This window comes from Collinsella sp. AF19-1LB, assembly GCF_003459655.1.
GTDB lineage: Bacteria > Actinomycetota > Coriobacteriia > Coriobacteriales > Coriobacteriaceae > Collinsella.
This window is the reverse complement of record NZ_QRWO01000027.1, coordinates 21,071-39,812: the sequence shown is the minus strand read 5'-3', so window position 1 is coordinate 39,812 and position 18,742 is coordinate 21,071. Positions and strand designations below refer to the sequence as shown.

Annotated in this window: 12 protein-coding genes and 1 tRNA gene; 9 read left to right on the top strand and 4 right to left on the bottom strand. The window is 59.2% G+C overall.

Annotation, left to right across the window (positions count from 1 at the left end; all coding sequences use genetic code 11):
• Positions 1-143: 143 nt before the first annotated feature.
• The 8 genes from acpS to DWX39_RS08570 all read left to right on the top strand — a co-directional run bounded on the left by acpS (position 144) and on the right by DWX39_RS08570 (position 12,044).
• Positions 144-683, top strand: a complete 540-nt coding sequence (gene acpS / locus DWX39_RS08605; protein ID WP_117655164.1) for a holo-ACP synthase — start codon at positions 144-146, stop codon at positions 681-683.
• Entirely contained in the window at positions 684-2,300 is a 1,617-nt protein-coding gene (locus tag DWX39_RS08600; protein WP_082435564.1) for an NAD(P)H-hydrate dehydratase, read from the top strand.
• A gap of 2 nt (positions 2,301-2,302) precedes the next feature.
• Positions 2,303-3,448: an alanine racemase gene (gene alr / locus DWX39_RS08595; RefSeq protein ID WP_117759402.1), complete on the top strand. Its 1,146-nt coding sequence runs from the start codon at positions 2,303-2,305 to the stop codon at positions 3,446-3,448.
• A gap of 8 nt (positions 3,449-3,456) precedes the next feature.
• Entirely contained in the window at positions 3,457-4,077 is a 621-nt protein-coding gene (locus DWX39_RS08590) for a uracil-DNA glycosylase (RefSeq protein ID WP_117759400.1), read from the top strand.
• Positions 4,078-4,089: 12 nt separating this feature from the next.
• Positions 4,090-4,596 (top strand): tRNA (adenosine(37)-N6)-threonylcarbamoyltransferase complex ATPase subunit type 1 TsaE, encoded by a 507-nt coding sequence (gene tsaE, locus DWX39_RS08585; protein WP_117759398.1) that lies wholly within the window; start codon positions 4,090-4,092, stop codon positions 4,594-4,596.
• Positions 4,583-6,967 (top strand): tRNA (adenosine(37)-N6)-threonylcarbamoyltransferase complex transferase subunit TsaD, encoded by a 2,385-nt coding sequence (tsaD, locus tag DWX39_RS08580; RefSeq protein WP_117759397.1) that lies wholly within the window; start codon positions 4,583-4,585, stop codon positions 6,965-6,967. Before tsaE ends, tsaD begins: the two co-directional genes overlap by 14 nt.
• A gap of 814 nt (positions 6,968-7,781) precedes the next feature.
• Positions 7,782-9,671: a carbon starvation protein A gene (locus DWX39_RS08575; protein WP_117759395.1), complete on the top strand. Its 1,890-nt coding sequence runs from the start codon at positions 7,782-7,784 to the stop codon at positions 9,669-9,671.
• Positions 9,672-9,854: 183 nt separating this feature from the next.
• Entirely contained in the window at positions 9,855-12,044 is a 2,190-nt protein-coding gene (locus tag DWX39_RS08570; RefSeq protein ID WP_117759393.1) for a hypothetical protein, read from the top strand.
• An 875-nt stretch (positions 12,045-12,919) separates the two neighbouring features.
• Here the strand turns inward: DWX39_RS08570 and DWX39_RS08565 are convergent.
• From DWX39_RS08565 to DWX39_RS08550, 4 genes are all read right to left on the bottom strand, one after another.
• Positions 12,920-12,994 (bottom strand) — tRNA-Gln (locus tag DWX39_RS08565).
• A 38-nt stretch (positions 12,995-13,032) separates the two neighbouring features.
• Positions 13,033-13,938 carry a peptidoglycan-binding protein gene (locus DWX39_RS08560; protein ID WP_187361857.1) on the bottom strand — a complete coding sequence of 302 codons (906 nt, stop codon included), beginning with the start codon at positions 13,936-13,938 and terminating at the stop codon, positions 13,033-13,035.
• A 139-nt stretch (positions 13,939-14,077) separates the two neighbouring features.
• Positions 14,078-15,091, bottom strand: a complete 1,014-nt coding sequence (locus tag DWX39_RS08555; RefSeq protein WP_089573618.1) for a polyprenyl synthetase family protein — start codon at positions 15,089-15,091, stop codon at positions 14,078-14,080.
• Positions 15,092-15,218: 127 nt separating this feature from the next.
• Positions 15,219-17,669, bottom strand: a complete 2,451-nt coding sequence (locus DWX39_RS08550) for a PTS transporter subunit EIIC (protein WP_117759391.1) — start codon at positions 17,667-17,669, stop codon at positions 15,219-15,221.
• Between the two features lie 224 nt (positions 17,670-17,893).
• Here DWX39_RS08550 and DWX39_RS08545 point away from each other — a divergent pair, with 224 nt between their 5' ends.
• The gene (locus DWX39_RS08545; RefSeq protein ID WP_055252172.1) at positions 17,894-18,613 is read left to right on the top strand and encodes a GntR family transcriptional regulator; all 720 of its coding nucleotides are present in this window, start codon (positions 17,894-17,896) and stop codon (positions 18,611-18,613) included.
• Positions 18,614-18,742: the final 129 nt, after the last annotated feature.

Here is an 18,742-nt window from a genome sequence, read left to right as displayed (position 1 = left end):
AGAAGGGGGAGGCCTCGCGGCCTCCCCCTTTTTTGTATCTCGGGCAATTTGTCTCACATAGTAGCTGTGTTTTATAACCCTCGTTTGTCGCATCTTCTGTGAACGGGCTACAATAACTTAGTCTGTGCGATATGGAGGTGAACATGGCTGAAGCTGGTATCGGCGTTGATATCGTCGAGATTTCCCGCATGAAATCAATTCTTGAAAAGACGCCGTCGTTTGCTCGGCGTGTGTTTACCGAAGAAGAGCGTGCGTATTGCGATGCATCATCGCGTCCCGCTGCTCACTATGCGAGCCGCTTTGCTTCGCGCGAGGCGGTGCTTAAAGCTCTCGGCACGGGTTTTAGTCAAGGCGTGGGTCGCAAGGATGTTTCGGTAACGCGTGATAAACTCGGCAAACCGAAGGCGCTGCTTTCGGGCCGTGCTCTCGAGATCGCTCAAGAACTGGGCGTTGTTGAGGTCGCTCTTTCCATTACGCTTACGGGAGACTTGGCCGTTGCGAATGCCATCGCGATTACCGAAGATGCTCGGCCTAAGCCAAAAGATGAAAAGGTGAGCACCAAGAAACGCGTTGCGCAGACATTTAAAGAGGCTCGCTCTGTATTAGATGAGCTCGAGCAGCTGCAGAATTCAGCATTGACGGAGCACCTGGGCGATGCTTCGCAAGATACGCTAGGAGCATAGATGAAACCGGTTTTGAGTACCGAAGAAGTCGTTCGTCTCGAGGATATCATCGAACGCGAAGGGACTTCGAAGGCCGAGCTTATGGAGCTAGCGGGTGAGTTTGCCGCTAACGAGGTCTTGAAGCTCAATCCCGATCGGGTTCTCGTTTTGGTCGGTTTTGGTAATAATGGCGGCGACGGTTGGGTTGCCGCCGATATCTTGAGCCACAAGGGTGTGGACGTGGATATCGTTTCTCCGGTTGAGCCGGATGAGATTCCTGCTGCTTTGGCACGTCATGTTGCTCGTCGAACTGCCGGCCGCGATGTGCACGTTTGCGTCGGTCCCTCGCGTGACGAACTCGAGGTTTTGATCGATAAGGCGGATGTTGTTGTCGATGCCATTTTTGGTACCGGTTTCCACGGGAATCTGCGTGCGCCGTTCTCCATTTGGATTCCTACGGTCAATGAATGCGCCGATTGTGTCGTATCCATTGATGTCCCCTCGGGCCTGAATGCCGAGACGGGCGTTGTTGATGACGACTGCATTCGTGCCGAGCGCACGGTGACGATGATTGCGCCCAAGATTGGTCTGTATAGCGCTGATGGCCCTGAGTATGCTGGCGATTTGATCTGCGGCAATCTTTACGACCGTCTTGACGAAGTCATCGATGATGTTGACCACGCCGCCGAGATTGTCGAGCCCGGTGACTTAGTTGATTACTTTGCTCCGCTACCATCGAATATCGATAAGTATTCCCGTGGCTCTGTGCTTATTGTCGCCGGATCGGCGCAATATCCTGGTGCTGCCATTATGGCGGCCAAGTCTGCAGCTCGCGCGGGTGCTGGTTACGTGGCAGTCGCGGCTCCTGACGCCTGCGCCAATCTCATTCGCATGGCACTTCCTTCGATTCCGGTCTTTGCTATTCCGTCTGATTCCCGCGGCTCCTTTGGCGCCGCTGCGCGCATGACGGTGTGCGAGATCGCAAAGAAGTACAGCTGCGTGCTGTGCGGTCCCGGTATGACGACGTCTGCCGGCGCTATGCAGGTGGTTTCGGGCTTGCTCGAGCTTGATGTACCGCTAATTTTGGACGCCGATGCACTCAACTGCCTTGCTAAGATTGCCATTGACGGTATTGATAGTAACCCCGAGATGTATCGCCGCGAGCAGCCGTTGGTTATGACGCCGCACTATCGTGAGCTTTCGCGCCTGGTTGCCGGTGACGAGGTGAACGACCTTGGTACCGCGATTGCGGCCGCGCAGAAGGTTGTCTGGGCTGCAGGCTCCGACAATCTGGTGGTCATAGCCAAGGGGCCGACGACGGCTATCTGTGGCGTTGAGCGCGTGCTGCTGCCACTCTCGGGTCCGGCTTCTCTGGCAACTGCCGGTTCTGGTGATGTTCTCGCGGGTATTTTGGCCGGCACGCTTGCCACCATGCGCGACGAGATGGATCGTTGGGAGCTGCTGTATTCGTACGCCGTCGCACTTCACAGCTACGCCGGTTTTGCTGCGGCGACGGAGTATGGTGAGAAGAGCGTTATCGCGACCGATCTTATCGACTTGATCGGTCCTGCCATGGAGCTGGCGGCAAAGGATGCGCTCGAAGATCTGGGAATCATGGACGAAGGGTCGGATGACTAATCATGAATAAAGCCGATTTGACGCGCTGGTCCTGGGTCGAGATCGACCGCGGGGCGCTCCGTCGCAACACGAGGGCCTATAAGAACTTGCTGAATCCACGTCAGCGCCTGTGCTGCGTGGTCAAGGCCGATGCTTATGGTCATGGAGCTGTTGAGTGCGCCAAGATCATGTATTCGGCCGGTGCCGACATGTTTGCCGTGGCGACGGTTAACGAGGGCGTTGAGCTCCGACAGGGCGGGATTACGAAACCCATCCTCATCCTAAGCGAGCCGCCTATCGAGGCCATTCCGACGTTGCTCGAGTTTGATATCATGCCCTCGGTCTATACGTCTGACTTTGCTCTTGCGTATGGAGAATGTGCCGTCGCGGCGGGCAAAGTGGGCAAGTACCATCTTGCCATCGAGACGGGCATGAATCGTATCGGCGTTCACTACACGCAGGTGCTCGACTTTGTCCGCGGTATAAATTTCCATCGCGGTATTCAGTGCGACGGCGTATTTACGCACTTCGCCACGGCCGATGAACCTTCGGGCTGGGACTACAAGCTGCAGTGCCAGCGTTTTACCGAGGCCGTTCAGGCCATTAAGGACGCAGGTTTTGAATGCGGTATCGTGCATTGTGCCAATACGCCATCCTCGATGCTCGATTCTTCAATGCACTTTGACATGATTCGTGCCGGCATCGGTTTGTATGGTCTGCAGCCATGTGAGCTGAGTGGTCGCGTGATGCAGCTTGATCCCGTCATGAGCGTCCACGCGCGTGTGACGCGCGTGGCACACCCTGCGATGGGCGAGGGCGTGGGCTACGGCTTTACCTACCGCGTACCGCGCACGCGCGTTCAGATCTGCACCCTTCCGATCGGTTATGCCGATGGCCTTTCGCGTACGCTTTCCAATCGTATGGACGTGCTGTATCGCGGCGAGCGTGTGCGTCAGGTGGGCAATATCTGCATGGACCAGTTTATGGTCGCCATTCAGTCCAACCCGGCGCATGAGATTCCCGAGGCCGAGTATGGTGACGAGATGATCATTGTCGGCCGCGATGGAGATGCCGAGATTACCATGGACGAGATGGCGCGCCTACGCGGCACGATTAACTACGAGGTCGCTTGCGGCTTTGGTATGCGTCTCGACAAGGTCTACGTGTAGGAGTCGCTATGGGCGTCATGCACATTCCCGGCCATAGCCATCAGGCGCCGCGTGAGGTCGCACTCGAGGAGATCGAGGCCGTTCTGGGCGATTGTCACCTTTGCCAGCTTTACCAGTCGCGCCACAACATCGTGTTTGGCGTGGGAAACCCCCGCGCTCGCGTGATGTTTATTGGCGAGGCGCCGGGCCGTAATGAGGATTTGCAGGGCGAGCCCTTTGTGGGGGCGGCGGGCGAGGATCTCAACGGCATCCTTTCGCTGGCTGGCCTCAAGCGCGAAGACGTCTACATTGCCAACGTGCTTAAGTGTCGCCCGCCGGGAAACCGCAATCCGCGCCCCGAGGAAGTGCTGGCTTGCTCACCGTTTTTGCGCGAGCAGATTCGAAGCATCTGGCCCGATATCATCGTGACACTCGGCAATCCCGCGACGCACTTTGTGCTCAAGACCGAGATCGGCATTACCAAGCTGCGCGGCAGGTTCCATCAGATGGGGCACTTTGTGGTGATGCCGACGTTTCATCCCGCGGCAGCGCTGCGCAATCCGGCGTGGCAAGAGTTGCTGGAGGAAGACTTTAAGATGCTGGGCGACTATCTGGAGCGGCACTCCGCGCCAGAGGGTGCCTCGGAATAATAAGGAGCATATATGTCCCTGGAGCGCCTGGGGGTAGGTATTTATAGAACGGCTTGCTCTGCCGATACGGAGCATTTTGGCGAGCTGGTTGCGCCGTGCCTGGAAGATGGTGATGTGCTGATCTTGACCGGCGGCCTCGGGGTGGGCAAAACCCACTTTACCAAGGGCGTTTCGCGTGCTCTGGGCGATGAGCATATGGTCACAAGCCCTACGTTCGCACTCATGGCCGTTCATGACCAAGGGCGTATTCCGCTGTTCCATTTTGATCTGTACCGCCTGGAGCATGCCTACGAGCTTGAGGATACGGGCATTTTTGACGTGCTGGGCTATGAGGGTGTTTGCCTGCTGGAATGGGGCGAGCAGTTTCAGGATGAACTGACAGATGAGTATCTTTCGGTGACGCTTAAGCGCGATGAGGACGACAGCGACGTGCGAACGATAACGCTCGAGGCACACGGCGAGCGCGCGGATGAGCTTTCCCATTTGATAGATAAGGCTGTACAAGATGAGCTTGCATAACGACAACGCGCTGGTGGTGGCGCTCGATACATCGACCGACATGCTTGCCTGCGCGGCAAGCTGGATTGATGTGCAGACAGGCGAGGCAAAGCTGGTAAGTGGGGACCATCTGTGTCGCCGTCATGCCAACGTGGAGCTCGTGAATACTGTTGATGGCCTACTGAAGCAGACCGGCCTGGATCGCAGCGATGTCGGCTGTTATGTGGTTGGCCGCGGCCCGGGTTCGTTTACGGGCGTGCGTATCGGTATCTCCACCGCAAAGGGTCTGGCGCGTGGTGCCAACGTGCCTCTGCTCGGCGTGTCGACACTTGACGCTTGCGCCTGGACGGCATGGAAGGCCGGCGTACGCGGCAAGCTTGGCGTTCTTGCCGACGCCATGCGCGGCGAGGTGTACCCGGCGCTGTATGTGCTGGGGGACGAGGGTCCCGAGCGTCTGTTTGAGCGCGAGCGCGTGGTCAAGGCCGCCGTGGCGCTTGATGGGTGGCGCCAGACCGCGGGCTGGGATCAGGTTCAGCTGACTGGTGACGGTCTCGTGCGTTATGGCAAGCTACTGGGTGAGGACGAGACGGCGCGCTGCGTGGGGCGAGACCTGTGGTGGCCTTCGGGCGAGGGCCTGCTGATGGCGCACGCCGCAGGCGACGGCGATCCGGCTCGCGTCTTGCCGATCTATACGCGCCTTTCGGACGCCGAGGAAAACGAGCGCAAGCGTCTGGGCCTTGCCGAGAGCGCGCAGAGTGAGGTGACAGGTGTTGCCGATGAGCTCGCCGGACGTCATCTGCAATTCCGCCCCATGGGCGCGGCGGATGCCGAGGGTGCGAGCACGTTGGAAACCACCTGCTTTGAAGGCGCCGGACACGAGGCGTGGACGCCGGGCATGTTCCTGTCCGAGCTGGGCGAGGGCGTTGCCGCTCCGCGTAGCTGGTGGGTGGCGCACGACGACGGCCGTCTACTAGGTCTTGCCGGCGGTATGGTCGTCGACGGGGACGTGCAGATTATGGACGTTGCCGTCGATCCGGCGCATCGACGCGAGGGCATCGCCCGCAAGCTGCTGTCGCACGTGAGCTATGACGCGCAGATGCTCGGCTGCACTACGGCTTCGCTTGAGGTTGAGGACGGCAACGAGGGCGCAATGGCGCTCTATGCCGCTCTGGGCTTTACCGAGGCGGGTCGTCGCCGTGGCTACTACGGTGCCGGCAAGGATGCCATCGTCATGACGGCACCGCTGCCCCTGGTGCTTCCTCTCGACAATGCCTCGCCCGAGCCAACTGCTGCCGAGCAGCGCGCATGGCCGCTGCCCGCGCCCGAGCGCACCGTTGAGGAGCGTGCCGAAATCGAACGCCGTCGCCTGGTGCTTGCCATCGAGAGCTCCTGCGACGAGACGGCCGTGGCAATTATCGATGCGGACGGCAATATGCTGGCCAACCAGGTGTCGACGCAGATCGATTTTCATGCTCGCTTTGGCGGCGTGGTGCCCGAGATTGCCTCGCGCAAGCACGTCGAGGTGATTGTAAGCGTCGTGGATGCGGCGCTTGAAGATGCCGCGGCGTCGCTTGGCTTGACGGGTGGAGCGATCACGCCGAAAGAGCTTGCCGCCGTGGGCGTGACGCAGGGTCCGGGCTTGGTGGGCGCTCTGGTGGTGGGTGTCGCCTTTGCCAAGGGCTTTGCGTATGCTGCCGGCAAACCGCTGGTGTGCGTCAATCATCTGGAGGGCCACCTGTTTGCCAACCTGTTGGCGCAGCCCGACCTTAAGCCCCCGTTTATCTTTACGCTCGTTTCGGGCGGGCACACCATGCTCGTGCACGTAAAGGCATGGGGCGACTACGAAGTGCTTGGCGAGACGCTGGACGACGCCGTGGGCGAAGCCTTCGACAAGGTGGCAAAGGCGCTGGGCCTTGGCTATCCCGGCGGCCCCATCATCTCCAAGCTTGCCGAGACGGGCAATCCCAAGGCGATCGATTTCCCCCGTGCGCTGAACAGCAGGGGGGACTATCGCTTCTCGCTTTCGGGCCTCAAGACGGCGGTGACGCTCTACATCGAGCAGGAGACTAAGGCCGGGCGCACGATCCACCTGCCCGACCTGGCGGCTTCGTTCGAGGCGGCGGTCTTTGACGTGCAGTACAAAAAGGCAAAAAACGCCCTGCATGCTACCGGGTGCAAGGAGTATTGCATCGGCGGCGGCGTCTCGGCCAATCCGCATCTGCGCGAGATGATGATCAAAAAGCTTGGACGTCAGGGCATTCGTGTAACGGTGCCGCCCTTGTCTGCCTGCACCGATAACGCCGCCATGATCGCAGAGGTTGCTCGCCGTAAATTCGACCGAGGAGAAATCTCGCCGTTCGACGTCGATGCCGATCCGAACATGACGCTGTAGTCGCAAAGGTGCGATCCCCGGCGCTGCCCGGGTGCCAACGGCCGCATATGAACTTTCCTGCTCTACAGTCCTGCTCACGACGGAGGCCACATTAAGTGGCCTCCTGTTCGTGCGGAACTCGCGATAAAGTTCATATGCGGCCGTTGGCGCCCGGGCAGCGCCGGGGACCTTTCTGTATCGATATAGCTTCTGAGCTGGATCGGCGTCGACAACGTCCAGCAAGGTTAACAAGCCAGCGTCGAATTTCCGGCGTGCTTTAGCTGAAAGAAAAGATGGCATGCGGAGCTTTGCTCCGCATTTGGGATGGGAGCCCCTCGGGAGCGGGCGGGCGTATACAAGGTTTATCGCGAGTTCCGCACGAGCCGGAGAGCACTTAATGTGCTCTCCGTGCGAGCAGGACTGTAGAGCAGGAAACCTTGTATACGCCCGCCCGCTCCCGAGGGGCATCTCTCATGCAAAAACTTTTGTTGGGTAAAGTCCGAGGTCAATGGCGTTTTATACCGAGAAATTCAAAAATAGTTGAAAATTCATTACAAATTTGCGTTGACTTTAGGTAACTAAAGTTTCATACTCCTTTTTCAACCACTGGGGGATGTGAACGCGCACGGATCGTTCGCATCATGATTGAAGAGGATTTTTTAGACATGTTCACGCATCAGCTAAACATTATCAGCGTAGTAATTATCTGATGCGGGTTAGCACATACAGCTAGCCCGTACGATAACGGGCGGCTGATGAAGATGAGGGCCGTCGAGCGCAACCGACGGCCCTCATTTTTTATGTCTGAGAAGTTCTTTTTAGAGGAGGAAATGTAATGAACGGAGTTTTGCTCATGGTTGTGGCCGCGGCGGTGCTCGCCTGCGGCTATCTGGGCTATGGCCGATGGCTGGCCAACAAGTGGGGCGTTGACAAAGAGGCCCTCACGCCGGCCAAGCGCATGAAGGACGGCAAGAGCTTCTCGCCCGTCTCTGCCTTCACCGCGTTCTCGCACCAGTTCAGCTCGATCTGCGGTGCCGGCCCTGTTACGGGTACGATCGTCGCCATGGCCTTTGGCTGGCTGCCCGTCGTGCTCTGGGTCCTCGTCGGCGGCATCTTCTTTGGCGCCGTCCACGACTTTGGCGCCCTGTACGCCTCGATGAAGAACAACGGCAAGTCCCTGGCTCAGCTCATCGAGAAGTACATCGGCAGGACCGGCCGTCGCCTGTTCCTGCTGTTCTGCTGGCTGTTCTGCATCATCGTCATCGCCGCTTTCACCGACATGGTCTGCAAGACGTTCATGTTCACCCCGGCCGTTGACGCTTCTGGTGCTGCTACCGGTGCCATCGACTTCACCAAGTCCTATGCCGCCGGCTGCGCTGGTACCATCTCCATCCTGTTCACCTTCGTCGCTATCGCCTTTGGTTGGGCCCAGAAGAAGTTCAACCTCACCGGCGCCGCCGAGTTCGTCACCGGTGTGGTCCTCATGGTTCTCATGTTCGCCGTCGGTATGCAGTTCCCGGTCTACCTGGATAAGTTCCAGTGGTTTGCCGTCGTCATGGTCTACCTGGTCTTCGCTGGCGCTATGCCCATCCAGATGCTCAAGACCCCGCGTGACTACCTCACTTCCATCATGATGATCGTCATGATCGCCTGCGCTGTCCTCGGCATCGTCGTCCTGGGCGTCAACGGTCAGGCCACTATCACCGCTCCGGTCTTCACCGGCTTCTTCACTGCCTCCGGCATGATGTTCCCGGTCCTGTTTGTCTCCGTCGCTTGCGGTGCTCTCTCCGGTTTCCACAGCCTCGTTTCTTCCGGCACCTCCTCCAAGCAGGTCGAGAAGGAGCAGGACGCCGTCAAGGTCGGTTACGGCGCCATGATCGTCGAGTCCTTCGTCGGCATCCTTGCCATCATCGTCGCCGGCATCATGTTCTCCGACATGAACACCGCCGGTACCGGCGCCCTTAACGCCGGTGTCGCTTCCACCCCGTTCCAGATCTTCGCCGCTGGCATCTCCCGCGGTATGCAGGCCTTCGGTGTTGACGGCACGCTCGCAACCGTCTTCATGACCATGAACGTCTCCGCTCTGGCCCTGACCTCGCTCGATGCCGTCGCCCGCATCGCTCGCACCTCGTTCTCCGAGTTCTTTGCCCAGACCAATGACGCCCTGGCCATCGAGTCCAAGGCCGGCTACATGAAGGTCCTCGGCAACCCCTGGTTCGCCACGGTCGTTACCCTGCTTCCTGGCCTCGCCCTCGCCTTTGGTGGCTATGCCAATATCTGGCCGCTCTTTGGTGCTTCTAACCAGTTGCTCGGCGGTATGACCATGATCACCCTCGCCGTGTTCTGCAAGTGCACCGGCCGCAAGGGTTGGATGCTCTACGTGCCCGTCGCCTTCCTGCTCTGCTGCACCTTCACCTCGCTGGTCCAGAGCGCCATGGGCTGCATGACCGCCGTCCAGGCCTACGGCTTTTTCGGCACCATCCCGGCTACCGCTACCACGGCCGCCGTCTCCGTCGCCGCTACCAAGGGCCTGCAGCTCGTCTTCGCCGTCCTGCTGATGGTCCTGGGCCTCATCGTTGCCGTCAACTGCCTCAAGGAGTTCTTCGGCAAGGAGGCCGGTTCCATGCCCGACGAGGAGCCCGAGTGGTCCGAGATGGGCAAGGCCGAGTATGGCCGCACTGCCGCCGCCGAGGCTCCCATCGACGCCGAGGCTGCCAAGGCCTAGTCAGCTTGATGAGCTAACCGTTCCATCCATATGACTCGGAAAGACCTGGTCCGCGACTGCGCGGGCCCGGTCTTTTTTCATGCAAAAGCGGGCGACGCCCGAGTGTTCTCGCAGATGTTTTGCGTGGATAAGGGCGTGCGTTGTACCATATAGACGTATATGTGTACATATGAAAGGGGCCCCGTGGCCAAGACGGTATATTCCGATAACCAAAACAATGTCGATGCCCTGGCTGAGCGTCTGAGCAGCCAGACGTCGCTTTCTGCCGAGCGCGCCAAGCTGGTTGCCTACGACCTGCTCTGCCGCAAGGCACTCAAGATCAAGTCGAGCGCGCTGGCTCAGATTTTCCGCTCCGTCGATAAGGAATGTGACACCAAGGCGATGCGCGATGAGCTCATCGCGGCAAAGATCGTTACCAAGATCGAGGGCAGCGGCATTAACGGGCGCCCGGCGTTCTATACCATTCATGCCGAGATTCGCGATGTCCAGGAGCAGCTTGCCGAGGCTGCCGAAGAGGCCGTCGAGGACGTTGTCGAGGCGCCCGCTTCGGTAGAAACAGCTTCGCGCGAGCATATCGATACCGATGAGCTGCTCGATGAGAACGTCGTTCGCGCCTTTACGGCCAAGGCCGGCCGCGGCGGTTTTGGCGGGGGCGGCAAGCGCGATGCGCAGCGCCGTGCCCAGCAGGAGCGCTTCCGTCGCTCCGTGGCTCAAAAGGATGAGCTCGATACCGAGGCTGTTGAGACCGAGGTTGCTGCTGAGTTGCAGAAGCCCGCGAAGGAGCAAAAGCCCGTGGAGGCCCAAGAGCCCAAGCGTCGCCGCGGTGCTCACTTTAAGGCTGCGCAGCAGGATGTCGCGCATGAGGTTGAAGAGCCTTCCGAGGTTGCAGACGATGTTGAGGAGTCTGCCAAAAGGGCTCCGGGTTCGTGCCGTCCCGGTCGCGGTTTTGCGGGACGCGCGTATCCCGTAAAGCGACAGGAGAAGGGCGAGCCGGCTTCGACCGCTCAGGCCGATAAGGCCGAACAAACCGAGAAAACCGTTGAGCCGGTGGCTCGCGAGCAGCAACCTTCCGAGTCGCAGTCTGCGGTTGACACCGAGGTCAAAGCTCAACAGTCCGCTGATAAGCAGGCGGGGGAGAGCGCTTCGAGCAAGCCCCGCCGTCGTCGTCACCGCGGCGGGCGTGGCTCAAATGCCGAGACTGTGGCCGAGAAGGCGACGACGCAAAACAAGGATGCGAAGGCAGAGGCCCCGGTGGGGCAGCCCAAGCGCCAGCCGGCGAAGGGGGACGAGCCCGAACGTTCGCAAAAGAGCTCGTCCGCGCCAAAGCAAGAGCGCAAAGCTCAGGCAGATTCCAAGCGCAAATCCCAGACGCAGCCCAAACCGACTGCAAACGATGCGGCCGCCCAGCAGCCTGAGCCGTCCGCTCATGGCGAGGTTTCGGCGTTTGCTCTGGCCCGTGTCCTGGGCAGACAGCTGCTCAAGGTCGTTCCTACGCCAATGGCGCTCTCCAAGATTAAGGAGCAGCAGACTCAAATTGTTAAGGTCGAGGGCAAGGACGGCAAAAAGGCTCCGCAGCGCACTCAGCACAACGAGATGTCCAACCGCAAGATTGCCGAGGAGATTGCGATCATCCAGGCTTGGATTGAGCAGAATCGCGGTGCCGACACGCCGGTCGCTTCGCGTCGCCAGCGCGCCTACCAGATTTTTAACGATGAGAAGGCCTTTGACGGCAAGCACGGCGAGCGCCTGATTCGGCGTATGACCGAAAAAGGCATCAGCATGCAGGCGATTAAGGTCGCCCCTAACCGCCCCGTGCACTTTACGGGTTTCTTTACGCTGGGCGCCGACAAGCCGTTCATTATGGTCGAGAACCTGGACACCTATGACGAGATCGTCAAGCTCCTGCGCGGCCGCAAGCACGCTAAGCTCTTTGGCACCAAGGTGGGTGGCGTGATCTTTGGCGGTGGCTGCAAGGCGAGCGTCTCGCATGCGTTGGATGATTATCTGGCCGAGATCGGCTATCGCTTTAATTATGTCTACTACGTGGGCGATATCGATCGAGAAGGTGCGCGCATTGTCGAGCAGACCCGTAACGCCAATGTGGTTGAGATTCGCCTGCATGCCGGCATGTATCGTGCCATGCTCGCCGAGCACAAGCGTCGCGTGAAGGCCGGCGGAGAGTGCGAGCCCGCGGCTGCCAACCAGGGTGTGCCGCAGAACCTGGCGGCGACGATCAAGGATCTGCCCATGGTCACGCGCGTACAGTTCCGCAACGTGCTGCGCGAGGGCGGACGCATTCCGCAGGAGATTCTGATGACCGCCGACTATCGGGATGGCGACTCGGGAAGCTTCGACCGCATGCTGAACAATTAGTTCCGCCGGCCCCGGGAGAGCGGGGACACCGACTTAGGTTTCCTGCTCTACAGTCCTGCTCACGACGGAGGCCACATTAAGTGGCCTCCTGTTCGTGCGGAACTCGCGATAAACCTAAGCCGGTGTCCCCGCTCTCCCGGGGGCTGTCGTGGCTTGGCCGTTGCACGCGGCTCGCTTTTCGGAACGGGGCTGACGGACACGTTCCGAAATCTACCACCGTCGCTGTGCAGGGTGTCTATAAAGAGCCGTGGCCAAAAAACATCAAATATGAGTACTGATACTCTTTTAGTAGCAGTAATTTTGACCACATTTAAGGTGATTTGACGTGTCGATCGAGCAGATAAGCTGCCGTATCTCCTCAAGTGTTCATTAAAGGAAGACCTTGATGCGAATAAATCTCATTAAGATCTTCTTTTATTAACGAAAATAATGTAGCTACAACGGTGACAGTACTCATATTTGCCGTTTTTTGGCCACAGTCCTTCGGAGGGTCCTCGAAAATAGTCCCGAGCCGGCACTTGGGGACGTTCCTATAATGCCGGCACTTAGGAGCGTCCCCAAGTGCCGACACCGCGTCTGCCTGCGGCGGCCGCGCCCCGCTGCATCGCTCCGCACCCTTGCGGGTTCGAATCCCTCCGCTTGGCGGCGTTGGCTCGATTTGCTTGACGTGAGGGGCTCTTGGCTGGTGTGGGACGGAGGGATTCCGCGTCCGCCTGGTCGGCGGCCGCGCCCCGCTGCGTCGCTTCGCTCCTTGCGTGCTGCGCTGGAAAACGCTTCGCGTTTCCTCAGCTCCGCACCCTTGCGGGTTCGAATTCCTCCGCTTGCCCACAAGAAAGCGCCCTGGGCCGTTATGGGCTTAGGGCGCTCAGTTTTAATGGCTGGGACGGAGGGATTCGAACCCCCAACAGCCGGCACCAAAAACCGGAGTTCTACCGTTGAACTACGTCCCAATGTGTGGTGTTGCCCAAAAGCAACTCGTCTAGTTTACCTAATCTGCGAGGGCATCGCAAACGCCGTCGAGTAGGCGTACGGCGAGCGTCTGCGCGTCGCTGGCCGTGAAGGTGCCGTTGTAGCGCGTCATGCCCGTGAGCTCAATGCGAATGCGAGCCGGCTTCTGCTGCGCGGCGACATTGGCGGTGCGGATGCGCTGGGCCAGGTTGTGGCACTCGGCGAGGGCAATCGTGGCGCGTGGCGCGGCGTCGGCGGGCAGCTCGTCGCTTGCGATCTCGAGCACCAGGTCAACGTCGGTTGGGACCTCGGAGTCGCAGAGCATCATGCCGCTGTTGTCGGTCGTTGCCGTGGCGATGTTCCACATGCGCGAAGCAACGCTGCGTGCGATGGGGTCCTCACCGATAACGGCGATCTGGAAGCGCTCGAGCACGTTGGCGGCGCGAGCAAAACCGATGCGGGACTCGGCTTCGGTGACCGAGGGCTTGCCCTCCCACACATGGTGCAGGCGGTTGATGTAGGCGTAGGTGTCCTGGAAGGCCATGCCGTCGGCAAACAGGCCGACATTTTCCTGGAACTGCTGCAGGGCGGCCTCGGTATGCGGACCAAAGTAGCCGTCGTCTTCGCCACAGGCAAAGCCCAAAACGTTGAGAGCGCGCTGCAGGGCCTGCACATCGGCGCCATGGAAATTGGGCATGCGCAGATACAGGGTGCGGTCGCCCAGCTTATACGAGGCGTCGACCAGGGCGCTCCAACAGGGGATATCGACGGCATGACCGGCAGCAAGGCCGCTGTCGAGCCTGAAGGTGCTGACGGCCTGCTCGGTGGTGGTGCCAAAGCGCTTGTCGACAACCTCGGCGTCATCGATTGTATAGCCGAGCTGCAGAAGGCGGGACTGAACATCCTCGACGGCTGCTCCCTGCATGCCCGTGGTAATAGGTTCCATGAACGAACCCCTTTCGGCGTACCATTCGTACTATTTTGAGCGCGTGTCGGATAGACAACGCGAGACAATGCATAAACATGCACTCAACAGTGTAGCAACTTGTACCCAAACGCGCTGCCCACAGGTTTTATGACCCCCGCTAGTTAAGACGCTCCACAAAGAAATCTGCCATTGAGAGGAAGAGCTCGCGCGCATGCGGGTCGAGCTCGACGCCTTCGATAGCGGCCTTGGCCTTAGCGGTCAGGTCGAGCGCATAGGTGTGGGCGTAATCGATGGAGCCGGTCTCCTGGAAGATCTCCACGGCGCGTGCGAGCTGCGCAGGGTCCTCGGTGCCCGAGGAAAGGATTGCCTCGATCTCGTCGTGATAGCGCTCGTCTGACAGGGCATGCACGGCAACGAGGGTGCGCTTGCCCTCGGTGATATCGGTGCGGAAGTCCTTGTTGGCGGCCTCCTTGGTGCCGATCAAGTTGAGCAGGTCGTCTTGAATCTGGAAGGCAAGGCCCGTGTGCAGCCCAAAGGCGCGCAGTGCCTCAATCTGCTCTTCGCTGCCGCCGCCGATAATGGCTCCGGCGGCAAGCGGCGTCGCTCCGCTGTAGTACGCGGTCTTGTGCGTCGCCATGTCCAGATAATCGTCGACCGAAATGTCAAAGCGCCCGTCGCGGACCCAGCCCAGGTCGAGCGCCTGGCCCTCGATGGTACGGACGATCATCTCGGTAAGCTCGTGGAGCACGCGAAGCTTCACGTCTGCGTTGAGCGTGGGGTCGTCGAGAACCGTCTTGGTGACCATGGTGAGCGCCAGGTCACCGCAGTTGATGGCAAGACCGGTGCCCTCGGTAAGGTGCATGCAGGGCTTGCCGCGACGAATCTGCCCGTTGTCGGCGATGTCGTCGTGGATGAGTGCGCCCGACTGAAAGTGCTCGATGGCCGCCGCTGCGCTGCGGGCGCTCTCAAAGCTGCCGCCTACCGCAGTGGCGGCGAGCATGCAGATGAGCGGGCGGTGGCGCTTGCCAGCGTTTGCCGTAAATGCCGAGAGCGGGGTATACAGGTAGCGCTCGATATCGGCGGAAGTCGCCTGTCCGTCAAAGAACGTGGCCAGATAGTCGTTAATCTGGTCAAAGTGCTGGGCTAAAAAGCTGGTAAACGGACTGGACACGGGTTCTCGCATTCTTTGATAGGTTGCATCGTTGCATTATGTAGACAACATATTGCCACATTAGGGCGTCGAGCGCGGCGGTTGAAGACGATTGGTCCATGCGGCCGCAAGTGCGGTAGGGGCTTGGCTAGATAAGCCCAAAGTGTTCGAGCGCGGTGACGACGCCGTCGTGGTCGATGCTGTCGGTGACATAGTCGGCCTTTTCCTTGAGGAAGTCCGGTGCGTTGCCCATGGCGATGCCAACGTCGACGGCGTTCATCAGCGAGACGTCATTGCTGGCGTCGCCGATGCCGTATACGGTTCCGTGGTGGGGATCGAGGGCGTCGAGTACGGACTGGATACCCTCGCGCTTGGTGCATTCGCGAGGCGAAATCTCGGTCACTTCGAGCTCGAGCTCGTTAAAGCAGAGCAGCGGCTCAAACGCTTGATCCTGAGCGATGCGGTTGGCAAGCGACGTGGACATTAAGATCTTGTAGGCGCTGTAATGTTGCAGCTGCGTAATTGCATCGCCCACGGTGCGGGCGTATCCCGGGGCGTCGGGCGCATCGGCACTCATGCGAACGACGCCATTGAGTCCCTCAAAACGAATCACTTCGTCCGATTGCTCAAGAATGGGAGCAAGGCGCTGCAGCATGCCGGGCGTCATCGCCAAATCGCGAATCACGTGTCCCTCAAGTTCGACATAGCCACCCGCGAGGCAGACGATGCCGGTCCAGGGCAGCTCGAGCAGCTTTGGATGGATGCAGCTCAGCGTGCGCCCTGTGCAGATAAACGCCATATTGCCCTTGGCGACAAAATCACGGATGGCTTGCGAGACCGCTTCATTGGGATAGGGGGAGAGGTCTCGCTCGCTCTCGGGAAGCTCTTGTGCCACTCGAGGGTCTTGCCAGGCGAGTGTTCCGTCGATATCGAAGAAGCAGATATCGCCGCGCTTATGGGCTGCGCTGGCGGCAGGGGAGGCCGAGGTGGTGGGCGCAAATCCCGGCTCGAGGCCCATGATCTGGTCAAAATGCTCTTTAACGCGGGGAACGGAGATGCCAATAATCACCTGGGCGGTCTTGCCCGTAATGATGAGGCCCTTGGCGCCCGCCGCGACGAAGGCTGCGTTGTCTGCGACAACGGAAGGTTCTGCGACCTCAACGCGCAGACGCGTGGCGCAATTGGTCGCTCCTACAATATTGCTAACGCCACCCAAGAGCGCAACGACTTGCTCAGCAAGCAGATGATCTTGGGATGATTGGTTGTCGGTGCCGTTTTGGGCCGCGCCTTCTTTGGCAGAGCTTTTTCCCGTCAGACGTGCGAGCGCCGCATCGCTGGCGATATGATCCTCGCGGCCTGGGGTTTTTAGGTCGAAAGCCAGAATGAGGCCCCGGAAGACCAGAAAAAAGACAGCGCTAAACATCAGACCGATACCGAGCGCCAAAAGGTAGGAGCCGGCATGCATTCGCATGAGTGGGATGAAGTTGAAGGCCGTCATTTCCATGAGACCGCCCGAGAAGATGCCGACGATGCCAAAGAAGTTCATGGTCATGGCAAGGCAGGAGGACAGGACGGCGTAGAGCAAAAAGAGTCCGGGATAGGTGAACATAAAGAGAAACTCGAGCGGCTCGGTGACGCCGCAGACCACCGAGGCGACGATGGCGGGCAAAAGGATGACCTTAAGGCCGGCGCGGCGTTCGGGTTTGGCGGTGAAATAGAATGCTGCCGCGATGGCGGGAAGGCCAAAGAGCTTGCCCCAGCCGGTGGCGGTAAAACCTGCCCAGGGCGCAAGTTCATTTAAAGGGCGCGTGCTATGGGAGAGAATGGGGAGCAGGTTGGTCCACGTGGCGTAAATACCGTCGTGAATGACCAGATTGTCGTAATAGATGGGCATATAGAGCAGATGGTGCAGCCCCATGGGCTCGAGCGCTCGCTCCAAAAACACAAAGATGCCCACGCCGAAGGGGCCGACGCCCGCAAGTGCGTGGCGCAGCGTTTCAGTCACAGCGTATGCGAAAGGCACGATGGCGGCCGAGATGGCGGCAAGGGCAAACACGGCAAAAAAGCTGATGAGGTAGACCAGCGAGGAACCCGAGAAGGTGCCGAGCCAATCGGGAACCTTGGCATCGTAGAAGCGGTCATGGATCGCGACGACGGTTGCCGACACCGCCAGCGGGCCGATAATGCCGGTGTCGAGCGTCTTGATGCCGTCGATGACGGTGATGCCGCTAGCGGAGGTCAAAAACGACGGGTACTTAAGCCCAAGGTTGTCTCCGCTCAGCTTAATGATCTCGCTCAAAAAGAAACAGTAGGCAAAATAGGCTACGAGCGCCTCGAGGCAGCAGCGTGCCGGTTGCTTTTGGGCAAGGCCGATAGGCAGCGCTACGGCAAAAAGGAGTGGAAGGCGCTTAAAGACCGTCCACGAGCCGCGCTGAATGATAGTCCAGAAAACGTACCAGGGGGTTCCGTATACGGCGAGGTCGCCGACGATATCCACGGTCGTTGCGAGGGCGGAGATGCCGACCATGAGGCCTGATATAGAAAACAGCATGGCGGGCGCGAACATGGCTCCGCCAAAACGTTGGATTTTCTGCAGCATAATATGCCTTTCGGATGCAACATGCTGTGCGAGCAAGAACGTTTAAACAATGAACTCATTGTAGAGGACTGGCTGCTTGCCGCATTGACGGTTTTGATTCGGTCCGATTTGGGTTTCGGGGGAACCGTCGACGGTAAATAATCCGTGCTTTACCGATAATCGGTTTAAACAACTTTAAGAAATGCTATCGTGCCTAGCCATACATATTCATTAGAGGTGAAATCATGCCAAAAGCGATTTACGAAGGAATCTACCGCGAGATCCGTTCGCGCATCATCAACGGGACCTATGCGTTTCAGGAGATGCTGCCAACCGAAGCCGAGCTGACCGCGGAGTTTGGCTGCACGCGCAATACCGTTCGACGCGCCTTGAGCATGCTGGCCGACCAGATGTTTGTGCAGCCTATACACGGTAAGGGCGTGCGCGTTATTTGGCTTAAGGGCGAAACCGACATGCTGGGCGCACTCGAAGAGGTTGAGTCGTTTGGCGAGTTCGCAAAACGCAACAATGCCGTCGCATCGACCGAGGTCAAGTCTTTTGAACATTTGATTTGCACTGAGCAACTCTCACGTCGCCTGGGCTTTAAGGTGGGCGAGGAGCTGATTCGCGTAGTGCGTGTCCGAAGCCTCAACGGCAGCGCGCGCCAAGTGGACCATGGCTACTTTTTGGCGTCGATCGCCAAGGGCCTGACCCCCGAGATCGCGGCGGATTCTATCTACGGCTATCTGGAGCACAAGCGCGGCGTCAAAGTGATGGCGAGCCGTCGTACGGTGAGTGTCGAGCTCGCCAACGATGAAGACTGCAGCTATCTGGACCTCGGCAAGTACAACTGCGTCGCCGTTATGGAGAGCCAGTCGTACACCTCGGACGGCATCTTGTTCGAGGTCACGCATGCCCGCACACACCCCGAGATCTTCCATTACCGCGTCAATTCCAAGCGATAGCCGGCTAGCTCGCAGCCTGACGAGACTCATGCCCTCAAAGCGAAAACGCCCGGTCAAACCGACGATGCATCGGCTTGATCGGGCGTTTTCTCTGCATTCGATAACAAATAATTGTTTATACAAAACTTG

What these genes read in the sequence shown, in the direction of transcription:
- tsaD (WP_117759397.1), top strand. Translation starts at nt 4,583, where the DNA reads ATGAGCTTGCATAACGACAACGCGCTGGTGGTGGCGCTCGATACATCG.
- DWX39_RS08545 (WP_055252172.1), top strand. Translation starts at nt 17,894, where the DNA reads ATGCCAAAAGCGATTTACGAAGGAATCTACCGCGAGATCCGTTCGCGC.
- tsaE (WP_117759398.1), top strand. Translation starts at nt 4,090, where the DNA reads ATGTCCCTGGAGCGCCTGGGGGTAGGTATTTATAGAACGGCTTGCTCT.
- DWX39_RS08550 (WP_117759391.1), bottom strand. Translation starts at nt 17,669, where the DNA reads ATGCTGCAGAAAATCCAACGTTTTGGCGGAGCCATGTTCGCGCCCGCC.
- DWX39_RS08560 (WP_187361857.1), bottom strand. Translation starts at nt 13,938, where the DNA reads ATGGAACCTATTACCACGGGCATGCAGGGAGCAGCCGTCGAGGATGTT.
- alr (WP_117759402.1), top strand. Translation starts at nt 2,303, where the DNA reads ATGAATAAAGCCGATTTGACGCGCTGGTCCTGGGTCGAGATCGACCGC.
- DWX39_RS08590 (WP_117759400.1), top strand. Translation starts at nt 3,457, where the DNA reads ATGGGCGTCATGCACATTCCCGGCCATAGCCATCAGGCGCCGCGTGAG.
- DWX39_RS08575 (WP_117759395.1), top strand. Translation starts at nt 7,782, where the DNA reads ATGAACGGAGTTTTGCTCATGGTTGTGGCCGCGGCGGTGCTCGCCTGC.
- DWX39_RS08600 (WP_082435564.1), top strand. Translation starts at nt 684, where the DNA reads ATGAAACCGGTTTTGAGTACCGAAGAAGTCGTTCGTCTCGAGGATATC.
- acpS (WP_117655164.1), top strand. Translation starts at nt 144, where the DNA reads ATGGCTGAAGCTGGTATCGGCGTTGATATCGTCGAGATTTCCCGCATG.